Here is a 14,327-nt window from a genome sequence, read left to right on the forward strand (position 1 = left end):
GCACGATCTCGGTGCGGGGTACCGGCTGATGCCAGTGGGTGTCGTGGAAGGCGGTATCGACACTGCACCCCGGCTCCAGAGCGATGCCGGTGCCGGAGGAGAAACGCTTGTACTCGGCGTCGCCTCGACCTTCGAGCATCTCCTGACGTCCCGAGTAGTGGAAAGGCGCTGAGGACTGCGGCACCAGGAACACACCGTGACGGGCAAGGTGCGAAGCCAGGGCGATAATGTGGTATTCGAAGCGTGGGCCGCGGTAGCCGGGGGCGTTGCCGGTGCGGGGGTGGTTGCCGAAGGGCGGGTTGGCGATCGCGGTGTCGAAGGGCCGCCACCGCTGGCGGCCGGTATCGAACACATCAGCGCACACCCAGGTCGCCTCGGGGACCAGCTTCATTCCGACGGCCACGAATTCGGGATTGGCTTCGACACAGACGATTTCGCGTGCGGGCAGCCCGCGGGCCTGCTCGTGCGGGTTGCGGCAGGCGAAGGCGAGGGCGCCGATCCCGGCGCACAGGTCGATGACTCGGTTGCCGATCACGTCCAGGGACATGCAGTCCGCGAGATCGCCGGGGGTGAAGAACGCGCCGCCGGGATGGTGATTCTGGTTGGCCGATTCCTGGAAGTGGGTGAGAACGAAACGCTTCTCGTCCTCGTCCAGGTCACGGCGCACACCGGCCAGCGCGAGGGCTTCGCGATGCGCGGCGGCTTGGTCTCGAGTGAGTCTGCCCATGGACATCGACCTCCGAACACAGGAAAGACGCCGTACCCTCGGGCAGAGGGTTCGGCGAAATGGGGGATGGATGGGGACACGGACCCGGCGCCCACCTCGGCTGGGGCGCTGACGCGCCTGTGCGGTTCGGAGATGTCGGCGGCGGGGGTGTTTCAGGATCGTGGGATGTGTGACGCGGATTGTGCGGATTGTTCTGGTGCGCGCAGGATCTGGAATTGGCGCAGTGCCCACCCCGAGGCGGCACGTAGCGGGGGGCTGTCGGTCACGGTCCCGGTGTCGGTGATCCGGGCGCGTTGCCAGCGGGTCGGGGAGCGCACCACGACCTGTTGGACGGCACCGACGCCGTGGCCGTAGGTGTAGGGGCGGTCCAGGCGGATGACCGCGCCGACCGCCTCCTTGACGCGGAGGCGGGCGTCGACGACGGCGCGGTGATGGCTTATCGCTTCATCGCGCCACTGCCGGGTGTGGGGATGCTCGGTGGGTGTGAGCGCTTCCAGGACCCGACGGGTGACCCCTTGGTGTTCGACGGGTCCTTCGGTCTCGTGCAAATGTTTGACGACGATCTCCGATACGCCGTGGCGGTGCTGGCGCAGGTAGAGCAGCACGTGCGCCGACACCGTCACCGGTGTGGTGGTGGTGTCGGCGATCGCGGCGTAGAGGGCATAGGACCAGCCGCCGTGGCGGCCGGTGCCCAGTGCGGTGCGGCAATGAGCCACGACGCGTTGTCCCTCGGCGAGGTTGTCGCGCAGGTTGTCCAGGACGAAGCGATGCGTATCGGTCGAGGCCGATACCTGGAATCCGGTCGAACCCATCGTGTCTCCTCGAAATCGGGCGCTACACGAGGCGCGCCGCGCGCGGCGCGCGATGGTCAGCAGTTGTCTGTGACGAAGTCGCTCAGCCGTCGCGTGGCGTCGGTGAGGTCGGTGGCCGAGGAGCCGGTGCCGTCGAATTCGGCGAGGATGGCCGCAATTGGCGGGTGTGGTCGGGGTGCGATGTGGGGCCGACGGCGGGTTCCTCGTCCTGATCGGAGCGGTCAAGAAGTACTTGCAGTGCGCGGACCCGGTCGGGACCGAGGTTGTGGGCGATGCGCGTCCCGGGTGAGGCCGGTGAGGCCGCGGTGGGTGCGGGCAGCTCGCTGGGCAACGTCTCAAGCCAGCTCAGGACTTCGCGGAGGTCGGTGAGGGCCACGACGGTGATGGCTTCGATCCGGTCGAGATCGTCGGTGTGCTCGGGTCTTGCGATGACGACGTAGCGGAATTCCGTGCGCGCCGCCGACGCGATGAGGGTGGCGAGCGCTGGGGGTGCGAAGCGAGGTCGCAGGCTGCCGTCGAGGCCGAGTTCGGCCAGGAACACGACGTGGTCGAGTATTCCGTGCCAGGGTGATTCGACGGCGAGTTGGTGGACGGTGACCGCGGCGGCGAGATCCTGGTGTGATCCGCCGCCGCAGCCGCCGAGTCGGTAGAGTCGATACGGGTCGTGGGGATATTCGGCGTCGCTGTTGATCAGCCCTGCGCGCACCCGATCGCGGGTCTCACGTGTGATCGGGTGCGCAGGAACGGATTCGGCGATCGGGTCCGCGACTGCGGTGGGACTGGCGGCGATGAGGGCCAGTTCGGTGCCGCCGTGGCTGGTCGGGGTGAGGGTCCAGGCGAAGGTGTCGATCACGTGAGTTCTCCTGTCAGGCGAACGGTTCGGTCGGCAGGTCACCGGCGACGAGGAGATGTCGCGGGGCGAGGTGACCGGGGTGACGTCGCGGTCGGCGATGAGGTGATTGCAGTCGCGGGAGGTCGGGGAGGTGATCTGCCCGGGTACGGCGTAGGCGTTGCGGCCCAGCCGCTGCGCCCAGGTGATCGACGCCGCGTTGGAGCAGTTCGGGTCGGTTTCGACAAGGACGGTGGCGCGAGACAGCGTGGCCAGCAACCGGTGCGCCGCCCCGACCCGCTGAGGGCGGGTGCGGGTGCCGGGCGGGTATTCGCTGACCAGGAGACCGGCGGGTTGGGGTGCGCGCAAGTGGTGGTCGTGGTGACGGTAGGCCAGATCGGTACCGCAGGACAGGACCGTCAACGTCGCCGCCCCAACCTGGCGGGCGGCGGTGAGCGCACAGGCGTCGATCCCGGCGCTGCCGGTGGCCGCAATCGCCATACCGCGGGCGGGGTGACATCGGTGACGATCGCGGTGCTCACCTGGCTGCCGTAGCCGGTCGCACGCGGTGTCCCGGTGACCGCGACCGCGTCCTCGGCGATCTCGGACACCCGGCCGGTGCCCGATGCCCACAACGCCACCGGGCCGACGAAGTGTTCGGGGCCCCACTCGGGTGCGTGCAGCGCGGGCAGATGCGCGCGCAGCCATTCCGGGGCGTCGGGGGTGATCAGTCGGCCCCCACCCGCGTAGTGCACGACCAGGTCGGCGGCGGCGCGGTCGGGATCCGCGCGGGCGAGAACGCCCCGGTCCACCTCGTCGCCGACGGTGCCGGTGGCCAGGGCGGTCGCCGCGTCTTCTACACCGAGTCGTTCGATCAACCGCCACACCGGTTTCGAGGGTCCGCGTGCGGCCCGCGACAGCAGCGCCCACGCGAGCCGCCGGGGCTCACGCATTGCCGCGAACGGGCACTGATCGGTGCTGTCCATGAGCGAACTCCGTTCTGTCGGTGAATGAATCGGCCCGGTCGATCGGGGCGGCACCCTTGTGGCGCTGCCGGTGCGGGGCCGGGTGATGGTGGTTATGTGCCGTAGTCGGTGAGCGGGCGCCCCGAGCGCCAGTTGACCCAGGCGTCGGCGATGTTGGGGCGCGACCCGCCCGCGGACACGAGCACGGCGAAGGCGTGGGCGAAATCGACCGCGTCACCGGAGCCGACACCCGCGGCGTCACACCAGCCGCGCACATAACCCAGCGCTTCGGCGCACAGCCACCACGCCGTCCGGTTCCCCAACGCCGTATCCCATTCGGCGACACCGGGCACCCGCGCCACCGCAGACGGGGCGGGGCGCAGGTCGGCGGTGAGGTCACCGCTGACCCGCCAGGTGACCCACGCCTGCGCCAGGCCGGGCACGACAACGCCCTCGTCGGTGAGGGATTCGGTGACCCGCTCGGCATAGGCGGAGGCGAACGCCGCCGCGGTCTCGGCCTCGGGAGTGCAGGTGTGCTGGATGTGCAGCGCACCCCAGACGAAGCCCTCTGCGCGGGCGCGCGCGTTCTCGACCCGTGCCCGGGTATCGGTGCCGGTGCCGGTGCCGGTGCCGGTGTCGGTGGTGGGCGGGTCGGTGGAGGCGGGTATGGGCATCAGGTGATGGCTCCTTCGAACGAACGACAACACCGCCCGGTGCGGACGGCGCAAAGGGTGAGTGCTGGTGGATGTCGACGCGTCCGCACGGTGAGCGCGGGCTCTCCAGGTTTCTGCGGTGCGGTGATCGCCGAGGGCGTGACCCGTTCGGGTGGCTGGGAGGTCGGGGCAGGGCCTACGGCCTGCCGAATCCGTGCAGGTGCAGGGCTTCGACAACGTCGTGGGTGCTGGGACCCTCGCCGCCGCGCAGGTCGGCGATGGTCGCGGCGACCGCGAGGACTCGGTCGCCGCCGCGGCGGGTGATCCGGCCCTCGCGCCGTGCCGCCTCGAGCGGCGCGGCTTCGGCCGATGACAACGGAAACCGCTGGCGCAGCAGCGCTGCGGGGACGCGCGCGTTGGTGGTGTAGCCGTGCTCGCCCCACCGCCGGGCTGCCGCTGTCCGGGCGGCGGTGACGCGGTGGCGGACCTCGGCACTGGTCTCGCGGGAGTCCGCGCCGAAACCGCCACGCTCGTCCGGGTTTTCGCGGACGGTGATGTCGACGCGGTCGGCGAGCACCCTGTGCAGCCGCTGCCGGTGGCCGCGCTCGGCCGCGGGTGGGCAGGTACACGCGCCCTGATGAGTTGCGGGGCACAGGCATTCGGGCGCGGTCGCCACCACGAGGGTCTCGCAGGGAAGTCGCAGCAGGGTGTCGCGGTTGGCGACGACGACCTCACCCTCTTCGAGGGGTGCCCGCAACGCCTCGAGCGCGCGCTCGTGCAGGTCGGGGTACGACGCGAGGTGCAGCACGCCGTGGTGGGCGCGCGCCAGCGCGCCGGGACGCGTGGAGGTGGCGCTGCCCAGCAGCGCGCGGGCACTGGCGGAGTGGTGGACCTCGACGTAGGGGCGGGATGCGTTCGGCGGGAGGGGGCCCTCGGGCAGGGTGGCGGCCAGTGAGGCGATCGCGCGGACCTGGAGCGATTCGTTCTCGGTCAGGCGCGGCAGGAGTCCGGGCAGGCGGCGGGCCAGCGCGCCGAGCCCGGCTGCCGGTGGCCCGATCAGGCGCAGGTGGTGGCCTCCGGCCGCGGCCACCTCGAGGGCCCAGCGTGCCCGGTAGTGACCGCGGATCTCACCCAGGTCCACCCCGGTCGATTCCGGTGGTGCCGCCACGGCGGCGGCGGGCACGGACAGGGCGCGGTCGCCGCCGCCGAGCCACGCCGCGACAGCGCGCAGATGATCGGCGCCCGCAACGGTGATCCCCGGCGCGAGAGCGGCCTCGGCCAGGTTGAGACCGGGCACGATGACGAGGGTGCGTCCGTGGTCGCGGGCGGCCAGGACCGCGGCCAGGATGCCGCGCACGGGCCGCAGAGCGCCGTCCGGGGCGAGTCGGCCGAGCAGGACGACTCCGGCCAGGCGCGGCGCGGGAAAGGTGGCTGGATCGGCGGCGGCCAGGACCGCCACCGCCCCGGCGAGGTCGTGGATACCCTCGATGCCCGAGTCGGCCCGTGTGGAGAGGGTGAGGGTGAGCCGGGCCTGCGGCCACTCCCGGCCTTCCCCGGCGACCGCGGCGCGGACCCGGTCCAGCCACGCCTGCGGCTGATCCCCGCACGGGCCGCTCACGCTGATCGAGGGCAGTCCCGGGGTGATCTCGGCCGCGACTTCACACAGCTGCCCGGACAGGCCGCGCACGATCACTGACCAGGCTGTTGCGCCCATCACCGTTGCCCTCGGAGGAACCGGTCGAGGGACGGGGACGGGCGAGGGGGCGATAACGGGGCTTGGCGGACGGTATCGGAGGGCATGACGGTTCTCCCATCTGGTGCTGGCTTGGGGGATGCTGCGGTGTGACAGCGGATTCAGCGAGCGGGCCGCACCATCACGCGGCGGCTCGGCTGGTCGCCCGGTCTCGGCCGCAGCGGGTGGTGGCTGATCAGGCAGCGGGCAGATAGGTGCGGGCCTCGACCAGGGCGCGGACCTGGTTGTGGACTTCCTCGGGCCAGCGCACCGGTCCGGTGATCGCGAACTCGGTCACCGGGAGTTCGACCGGGTCCCCATGCACGCGCGTGTCCGGGCGGCGGCGCGCCCGCAAACGCAGCACACCCGGTTCGGTGATCGGCTCGGGTGGGGTGGCGAACCAGTACGGCGGGTGCGGCCACACTGCGTCGTAGTCGATGCCGTCGATGTTCCAGGACCAGCGCTCGGCCTGAAGACCACGCTGGTAGTCGAGTTTGGTCTTGCCGGGCTTGCGTTTCGGGCGCGCCGGGACAGCGGTGGCGTCGAGGTCGGCGAAGACGTCGGGGAACCGTTCGCGGGCCTGGGCCTCGGTCATGACGGCGGTGATGTCGTGGAAGCGGACCGTGTCATCGGTGGTGATCCACCGGTGCCCGGTCATCTTCGCCACGATGGTGTGCAGAACCAGCGGGGACAGGGAAAAGTTCACCACCGACACCGATTTCGGATTCACGCGCGTGATCTGACGCCACGTCGACCCGTGCACACGCACGAAATCCCCGACCGTGAAATCCTCGCGCCCCCAGTCCGGGGTCAGCCCTTCGTCGATCTGGGATTGGCGGATCTGTTTCCAGTAGGCGATGTCGCGCTCACGCTGGACCATCGCGGCCAGCACCCGCTCCCGATACTCCCCGGTGGCCGGTTTCGTGGTTTCGGTCTGGTAGACCTCGCCGCGGCCGTCCAGGAAGCGGCGGGTGTGCCCGTCGAGGGCGCGCTGGTCTCCGCGTTGCTCGGCCTCCAGGGTGTCGATGCGGTTGGCGACTGTGCGCGGGGAATACCGGTGCTCGGTGGTGTGAGCGGCGGACTCGGCACGATCGTGCGCGCGGGTCGCCTCGCGCCCGGCTTCGACTGAGCGCCCGAAAGTCTTCCACGCCTTGTCGATCGCGTTGCGGTGACGGCGTTCGGAATGGTGCCCGATCTTGACCGGCTCTCCGAACGGAGGTAGCGCGTCGTGGGCTCGCTGATGCGCCGCTTCTGCGGCGTCGGCTGTCGCGTCCTTGCGCGATGCCTTGTCCTGCAACGCCTCGACACGGTCGGCTTGGCGTGCGGCGCGGTCGGTCTCGGCGTCGGCGGTGGCGCGCGCAGTGCGATCGATGTCGACCTCGACGGTGTATCCGGCCTCGCGCAGCTTCTTCGCGGCGTAGTCGATGTGATACTGCTTCGGTTGGTGATCCCGGGAGGACACCACGATCCAGCACTGGAGGCTCCTGGCCCACCTCCAATGCCCGATCGCCTCGCGCACCTGCGTCATGACCTCGTAGGTGCCATCGTTGCGGTCGGTGCCTTCCAGCAGGGTGCCCTCTTCTGCGGTGTGGGAGATCGTGAGTGCCGACACGACACCACCTCCTTCCATGAGATGTCGACATGCGCAGACATGCATGTATGTGAGTGGGTAGATCTGTTCCGGCGTAGGCGGGTGACCCGTGTGCGGTCAGTCGGTACCGGGGGCGGGGTCGGGCAGCCGGTAGTCGTGGGGGCCGAGGCGGGTGAGTTCGTCGTAGGTGAAGTCTTCGACGGGGTCACCGATCCACCGCGTGCGGGGCCCGGGCAGCGGCGCGTCGCCGTGCAGCCACGCGTCGAAGATCTCGCCGAGGTCGAACAACCTGTCGGTGTCGCGGTCGAGAACACACAGGCGGGCCGCGTCACCGCAGCACACCCGCATCACCGACAGCTCTGACGCGCGCTCGATCTGGCCGAACAGCCGACCGATGTGATCGCCGGGCACCGCCGCGAGCGGTCCGCGGCCGAGGCGGCCGGTGAACGCGCCGGGATTGAAGAACGCCCGCAGCCGGGTGGTGAGTTCGTGTCGGCGTGCGGTGATGACCGCGAACACCACCTCGCTGAAGGTGTCACCGATGCTCGACTTGCGCAGTGCCGCCCGCACGCGGGGCAGTTCGGCACGGGTGAGGCTGCCGCCGACCAAGCCCAACAGATCCGCCACCGACACCACCACCTCATCCGGCGCCGCGCTGACCGGCACCGGGGTCTTCGTCGGCGGCGGGTCGGTCGCGTCGGGGTCCTCGTCGCAGCCGCCGACCTCGAGGTAGGCCCCGGCCAGCGGGTCGCGGTCGGGGAACTCCACGAGAGTGAGGCCGCCCTCATCGATCCCGACATGACGGGAGGGGTCCAGACCGGAGGACCATGTGCGTAGTTCGTGGACGGGGATCATGAGCATCCTGCCTTTACTGTTGTCGGAGAAGAACTTGCGCGCCCGTCCTCGCGTCAGGGGCGGCCGGTGAGCAGGTGCAAGATGCCGTTGGCGACCTCGATGATGTGTTCGAGGTGGAATCGGGCCGCTTCGGCGGTGGAGATATCGGCGTCGGGGAAAAGCAGCTCGGTGAACCCGGTGGTCAACCCGAGCCCGTCGTGGCTGCCGTGCTGGTTGCGCAGCACGAGGGTGAAACCGGGCAGCGCGGCGGTGTCGTCGTGATCGAGGCACAGCTCCAGACGCGGGTCCTCGGCGAGGACATCGGCCTCGCGCGCCGCGTCGAAGAACGCCAGGAGATCGCTGGCGGGCTTGGCGTCGTGGCGGCCCGGCAGCAGGCCCTCGACCCGGTCGGCGTGCACCGCCAGCCAGCCCGCGAACGCGGGCTCGTCGATCGCGAACCGGACCGGATCGTGGTGGGCGATGACGAAAGCGGTCTCACTCGCACCCCTGGCACCGGTCGTGGCGTTCGTGACGGTGTCGTCGGGTTCGTCGTCCTCGGTGAGCAGCTCGTGGGCCCGGTTCAGCAGATCCTTCTGGCGCGCACTGAGGATGTCGTGGGGGTCCCCGGCGCAATCCCACAGCTGCGCGGCCGTGCAGAGGAGGGACTCGATCTCCTGGGGGGCGAAACCATGGGTGATCGCGTACACAGTCGGGTGTCCTTTCGGTCTGTGGAGACAGGGCACGCGCATCGGCGATGGGTCAGGACCCCATCTCCGAAGGCGAGAAGGCAGATCTCGGCGCGGCGAACCACGCACGGCCTGACCGGCACGGCGTATCCGGGCGCGGCCCTGGAGTCGGCGGGTGTGAAACTGGTTGCAGACGGCGAGGATTCAGGCTGCGATGGGTGTGGCCCGTCCCCAGTGAATGAGACCGCTCGGTATTAGAGTCCTGCAGGCCCGGTGAGGGCTGGAAGGACGATGAGAGATATGGCTGGTCGGAAGCGGCATTCTGCGGAGGACATCGTGCGCAAGCTGCGCCGCGCGGACGAGTTGGCTGCTGAAGGTAGGACCGGCGAGCAGATCGCCGCGGAGCTGGGAGTGTCGGCGGCGACGCTGTACAACTGGCGCCGCCAGTTCGGTGGCATGGACACCGACGCGGCGAAAGAGCTCAAGGAACTGCGCGAGCAGAACGCGCGGCTCAAGCGGTTGTTGGCCGAGGCGGAGCTGGAGAAGGACGCGTTGCGCGAGGTGGCGAAGGGAAAATTTTGAGCCCGGCCGCCAAGCGCCGCGCCGTGGACATGCTCAAACAGGTGTTGAGCATGTCGGAACGGTTGGCGTGCAAGGCGATCGGGCTCGCTCGCTCTACCTATCGGCGCGTCCCGGTCGCGGCGACCCCTGCCGATCCGGACGCCGGTCTGCGGGCCTGGCTGCGCGCTTACGCCACGAAACATCCGGGCCATGGGTTCCGGCGCGCCTGGGCCGCGCTGGTCCACGACGAGGGTCAGGAGGTGAACAAGAAAAAGATCCACCGGCTCTGGAAAGAGGAGGGCTTGCAGGTGCGGGCGCACTCCCCACGCAAACGTGCCGGCACCTCGTCGGCGCCGAGTATCGACGCCGATGCACCGAAAGTAGTGTGGGCGTTGGATTTCCAGTTCGACTCCACCGTCGACGGCAAGGCGGTGAAGATCGCGTCGATGATCGACGAGCACACCCGCGAGTCGCTACTGCACCTGGTGGAACGCTCGATCACCGCCGAGAAACTGGTGGCCGAGCTGGAGAAGGTGTTCACCAGCCGTGGTGGTCCACCGCTGGTGCTACGGATGGACAACGGACCGGAGCGCTGCAACAGTTCTGCGTCGATCGGGTCGGCATCTCCTACATTCCGCCCGGGACACCGTGGAACAACGGCTACATCGAATCGTTCAACCGGCGGCTACGCGCCGAATGCCTCAACCGCAACCACTGGAGCACCCTGCTGGAAGCCCGCGTGGTCATCGGTGACTTCAAGGACGAGCACAACCAGCGCCACCGCCACTCGGCACTGGGCTACCTGACCCCGGCCGAGTACGCTGCCCGCTGCGGCCACACCCACCACCCCGTGGCCTGCGACATCAACTGAACCTGGATCGAACACAACCCGGCTCTACTACCGGGCGGACTCGATATCGGGGACTCGCCAGGTGAGCGCGCGCCGTGCAGGGCGGCGTGTTGTGACTCGCACCGATGCATGGCCTTACCCGATTTGATGCTGCTGGCGGGGAACAACGATTCATGACCACAGCGTGCAATGGCAGTTGGCCAGCTCAGGTATCGGACGCGGGCAGTCTTGCGGATCGTTTAGTCTCGGCGGGGGTGCGTGATCGATGACGGTAGGGGGCTCGTCGGCGCTGTGGGCGTCCAGCAATACATTGAAGGCGCCCATGGGTGGACGAGCCGACGCCGGGGGCGCGACACGATCAGGTGTGAGCGCTTCGCTGGCCAACTATCAGTTGAGACTGGTCACCTATCGCTGTAAGGCACAGTGTCTAGCCAATCGTCACAGTTGAGGTTGCGCGTCGGTTTCCATTGAGGGTTTCGACAGCTGCCAGAAGATCTAGCCTCTCACCGATACGGCCAGTCGCGATCGCTGTGAAGTATAGGTATGCGTTCGAGCCAGGACTGTAACTTCCTATATTGACTCCGTCTCCATTGATCCCATTACCGAGCTTCTTTCCGGTTGGATTATTGCCATTGACGAGTTCGGCTGATTCCGGTACGAACTGTAACGTAGGAGGCCAGATGGCTTTCATGACAACGCCCCGTTGTTCGACGCTCCCGTAATTCGCGTAGGCGAGGGCGAATTCGACACGGTCACCGCTGGTGACTCTGACACTGTCGAACCACTCTTTGGTTCCTTCGCGGCGTACCTGGTTCTGGAACATGAAGCGGGGGTAGTCTGCGACGAGCCGAAAAGTCACGCGCCCCTCCCCACCGCCAGGGATCGAGTAGTCGTCGGCCGGGCTTGTTCCGAGACGGACGCCCTCGACGGTGAAGAGCTCGATCCCCTCGATCTGTCGGGAACGGCCATCGCATTCGATGGTTGCGCTGCCTTTCTTGTATCGCAGAGCGATGTCGGTAGGTGTGTTATTCATGAAGGTGACACAGTCGGACACCTCGACAGGCAAGGTGTTGGAAGCGCGTAGAGATGCTCGTACGATGTCGCCTTGGTGCGAGGCTGCGGATCGGATCAGCGCGGGGACTTCGACACGCAGACGTGTGAAGTTCGCAGCTCGCATGGGCGAATCGTTGCAGTAGAAGACCGAAATCTCGTATTCTCCACCGCCGGTGAGTTCGACGCGGTCGGCGAATACTGCGTCGGGGGAGACGTCACGAACTCGCATGAAGTTGCGTTCGTCGCCGTAACGCGGATTGTCGATGATCGAGTTCCACCGCGGGTGGGTTGGTGGAGCCGCGGTGGTGTAAATCTGCCGGCTCGGCCACCAACTAGTCGGGCTTGCGGGGCCCGAGATCCGGGACCGCTCAATTGCGGAGACGGTCGAGGAGACAGCAACGTTGCGTACTAGGGTGATGAGACCGCCGGTGTTGCGGTTGCGTGCCTGCGGGAGCGGGCGGGACTTGATCGACAGCGATCGGTGGACCGTCCGATAGATCGAGTCCATATCGAGAAGTCTCGGACCACCGGGAATCCCTGTGGACAGCGTTTCGATCAACTCGCCGGTGAAGGCGGTGAAGGTCTCACCCGGTGGCGCAAGGGCTTTCCGCGTCTCGGCCGATGCAGTGAGTACGTAGCTCCCCTGTACAGTCGCCCCCTCGGCGATACTGTCCGAGACGCTCATCCCGCCGAGTAGTGCCCGTCCGCTGTAGCAGCAGTCCAACACGACCACTTTGCGTTCGGCCGGCACAGCAGGGTCGATGATGACTCGGCGAAGTTCTTCATACCGCATGGATGTATACCCGCGCGCGGGCACGGAATCAGGAAGGGTGAGGCACAATTCGTCGGTGAAGGGATCGGCGAGGCCGTGTCCGGCGTAGTACACCACCAAGGTGTCGGTCGCCTCCGCCGCAGCATGTCGGACGCGATCGAGAATTTCGCGGGCGGTCCTGGGCTGGGATACCACTACACAATGTTGATCAGGAAGCCCCCACAGAGTTGGATTCGAGAAAACACTTTGTAGCCCTTCGAGGTTCGCCCGCACGGCAGGCAGATCATCGAGGAAGTCATAGGCATGTACGCCTATGAGCACGGCTCGTGACGTGGTCGGATCTGGCAGGCTTGTCACGTCTCATCTGGTTCGATCGGGATCTCGACGCCGTCACCTTCAACCGTGACCGACGGCGGTCGCGGTCGCGAATTACGCCACGATGCGACAGCAACCAGAAGGCTGCTCAGCGCGATCGCGTTGCTCAGAACGACATTGACCACTTCCAGCGTGCCGCCCATCCCGCCAGGCTCTCTGTCATCCCCCAATGCGACAGTGGCATGGCGACTAACCTCCGGATCGGCAGCGAGCCACCGATACAGCGAGTTTGCTGATGAATCCGACACTGTGATGCTCACGTCCACCCCCCACTTCTACCGCGTTGCCAGCGTCGACGCGCGGTGATCAGCGAACATCGCACGGCTAAACGACGCCGAGGGCAGTCTCCCAACATCTTTCGCGGCGCGAATGGACTCCATGGTCGTATATCAGGGACGATGAACCGGTCATGCTGCGATGGCGGCATCCGGCGTATCGCTGGCCAATTGTGATTGAGACCGGCCAGCTGTCGCTGTGAGGCACACGTGTTCGAGCGCGAGCAGCCGTTGGTCGGCGTGCCCGCCCCATCGGGTCTCGAAGCCGGGACGTTTTTTCGGCTGGATGCTGTGCGGGGCGGCGACGAAGAACTCCTCCAGGCGTGGATAGTTCTCGGTATCGACGGTCAGCCAGAGCCGGGTGTGCTCCCCTTCGGTCCGTACAGCGATCTCCAAGCTATCGGCGAGGTCGCAGATGAACCGCAGGGTTGCGGTGCGGTCGCCGCGATGGGTGACTTCCACCGCGCGCCAGGCTTGCGCGCGGGCACTGTAGCAGCGCCGCACGCGGTACACCGCCCACTCACACGCGTCCATCGTCGCGTCGGCCAAGGCGTGGACCTCGAACGCGCCATCCGCGCGTAGGCGATCCCGTAAAGATTTGCCCGGCCCGAACAGTCCACTGCGGTGGTTGAGCGCCAGCGCGCAGTACTCGTCGACGAGATGATGGAAGGCTTCGTCCGGATAGGCGCGGTAGCGAGCGAGCTGGTCGGGCCAATTGGGCACACTGACGTAACAACACTGCCTACAGCAACTTTTCGGCCACCACACGCCGAACAGTCCGTACAGGTAGCCCTGACTCATCGCACGGGTCATCCCGGCCTCGTGCAGCGGATAGATCGGATGGCGGCGCCCGCCCATCGTCACCGAGGTGTCGCGGGCGATCCGCCTCGTTTCCTCGGCGTATGTATGCGTGGACAGTGTCCGCGTTGATAGCTTGCCGCGGTGCAGATGACTGGGTGGCGGGTTCGGTTCACGCGTCGTGCTCGTCAGTGGCCTGTGGAGCCGCGAGAGTTGTTGGTGGAGTTGGGGCCGATTGCGGATTGGCTTGATGGTGAGTCGATTCCGGACGGGATACCGTTCTTGATCGCGCCTGACGGCAGTTACGACGTGGTGCTGAACCAGTATTTTCTGTCGTTGAGGATGGCGGCTGCGTCGCGCCATACCCATGATGCGGTGGCTCGGGATCTGGCTCGTTTCCTGGAGTTCCTGTGGTTCCACCGGCCTGGTGTCGATGGCGGGGGTGGGGTGAGGCGTCCTCGGACGTGGCGTGATGCTGAGGTCGAGGACCGGCGGGTGTTCGAGTTGTGGCGCTGTCGTGATGAGGATGGTCCGTTGGTGGCGGCGTCGACGTGGGAGCGTGAGGTGTCGTCGGTGAACTCCTTTTATCGGTGGGCGGTTCGGGTCGGTCATGTGGCGAGTTCGCCGATGGTGCAGCGGCGTAGCCGAACTCGACCGGGGCGGCGGGGCTCGGGGGAGCAGGAGACGGCGGCCGAGCGTCGTCCGGATGTGCGTCGGGATCGGGTGGAGTGGCTGACGCCGCGGGCGTATCGGGAGTGGCGGGATGTGGGTCTGCTCGGTTACGGGCGCGACGGGATGCCGGATTCGTTGTTTC

General features: G+C 67.6%; 12 protein-coding genes and 1 pseudogene. 1 reads left to right on the forward strand and 12 read right to left on the reverse strand.

Translation table 11 applies throughout. The annotated features are described in order from the left end of the window. The 9 genes from JZ792_RS22220 to JZ792_RS22260 form a co-directional block, all read right to left on the reverse strand. The coding region (locus JZ792_RS22220) for a class I SAM-dependent methyltransferase (RefSeq protein WP_216912947.1) at nucleotides 1-727 on the reverse strand (727 nt) is incomplete at its 3' end. A gap of 152 nt (nucleotides 728-879) precedes the next feature. Continuing rightward, nucleotides 880-1,539 carry a hypothetical protein gene (locus tag JZ792_RS22225; RefSeq protein WP_216912949.1) on the reverse strand — a complete coding sequence of 220 codons (660 nt, stop codon included), beginning with the start codon at nucleotides 1,537-1,539 and terminating at the stop codon, nucleotides 880-882. Between the two features lie 82 nt (nucleotides 1,540-1,621). Next, nucleotides 1,622-2,869, reverse strand: a complete 1,248-nt coding sequence (locus JZ792_RS22230) for a DNA-processing protein DprA (RefSeq protein WP_216912951.1) — start codon at nucleotides 2,867-2,869, stop codon at nucleotides 1,622-1,624. After that, nucleotides 2,788-3,354, reverse strand: coding sequence for a hypothetical protein (locus tag JZ792_RS22235; RefSeq protein WP_216912953.1), 567 nt, complete (start codon nucleotides 3,352-3,354; stop codon nucleotides 2,788-2,790). Before JZ792_RS22235 ends, JZ792_RS22230 begins: the two co-directional genes overlap by 82 nt. 92 nt (nucleotides 3,355-3,446) lie before the next feature. Further along, complete coding sequence (locus tag JZ792_RS22240; protein WP_216912955.1) at nucleotides 3,447-4,007, reverse strand: hypothetical protein; 561 nt, start codon at nucleotides 4,005-4,007, stop codon at nucleotides 3,447-3,449. A gap of 175 nt (nucleotides 4,008-4,182) precedes the next feature. Further along, complete coding sequence (locus JZ792_RS22245) at nucleotides 4,183-5,700, reverse strand: ATP-binding protein (RefSeq protein WP_216912957.1); 1,518 nt, start codon at nucleotides 5,698-5,700, stop codon at nucleotides 4,183-4,185. 214 nt (nucleotides 5,701-5,914) lie between these two features. Beyond that, on the reverse strand, nucleotides 5,915-7,330 hold the full coding sequence (locus JZ792_RS22250; RefSeq protein WP_216912959.1) for a DUF3560 domain-containing protein: 1,416 nt from the start codon (nucleotides 7,328-7,330) through the stop codon (nucleotides 5,915-5,917). A gap of 96 nt (nucleotides 7,331-7,426) precedes the next feature. Further along, entirely contained in the window at nucleotides 7,427-8,164 is a 738-nt protein-coding gene (locus tag JZ792_RS22255; RefSeq protein ID WP_216912961.1) for a hypothetical protein, read from the reverse strand. 53 nt (nucleotides 8,165-8,217) lie between these two features. Further along, on the reverse strand, nucleotides 8,218-8,850 hold the full coding sequence (locus JZ792_RS22260) for a hypothetical protein (protein ID WP_216912963.1): 633 nt from the start codon (nucleotides 8,848-8,850) through the stop codon (nucleotides 8,218-8,220). A 279-nt stretch (nucleotides 8,851-9,129) separates the two neighbouring features. On the opposite strand from JZ792_RS22260, the pseudogene JZ792_RS22265 reads away from it, so the two are divergent. Further along, nucleotides 9,130-10,261: pseudogene (locus JZ792_RS22265) on the forward strand (IS3 family transposase). A 406-nt stretch (nucleotides 10,262-10,667) separates the two neighbouring features. Here the strand turns inward: JZ792_RS22265 and JZ792_RS22270 are convergent. The 3 genes from JZ792_RS22270 to JZ792_RS22280 all read right to left on the reverse strand — a co-directional run bounded on the left by JZ792_RS22270 (nucleotide 10,668) and on the right by JZ792_RS22280 (nucleotide 13,573). Continuing rightward, the gene (locus JZ792_RS22270; protein WP_216912965.1) at nucleotides 10,668-12,386 is read right to left on the reverse strand and encodes a caspase family protein; all 1,719 of its coding nucleotides are present in this window, start codon (nucleotides 12,384-12,386) and stop codon (nucleotides 10,668-10,670) included. Between the two features lie 32 nt (nucleotides 12,387-12,418). Further along, a complete protein-coding gene (locus JZ792_RS22275) occupies nucleotides 12,419-12,706 on the reverse strand; it encodes an effector-associated constant component EACC1 (protein ID WP_308165401.1) in 288 nt (95 codons plus the stop codon). Between the two features lie 141 nt (nucleotides 12,707-12,847). After that, the gene (locus JZ792_RS22280) at nucleotides 12,848-13,573 is read right to left on the reverse strand and encodes a hypothetical protein (RefSeq protein ID WP_216912969.1); all 726 of its coding nucleotides are present in this window, start codon (nucleotides 13,571-13,573) and stop codon (nucleotides 12,848-12,850) included. Between the last annotated feature and the right edge of the window lie 754 nt (nucleotides 13,574-14,327).

The organism is Nocardia noduli, from assembly GCF_019038455.1.
Taxonomy (GTDB): Bacteria; Actinomycetota; Actinomycetes; order Mycobacteriales; family Mycobacteriaceae; genus Nocardia; species Nocardia noduli.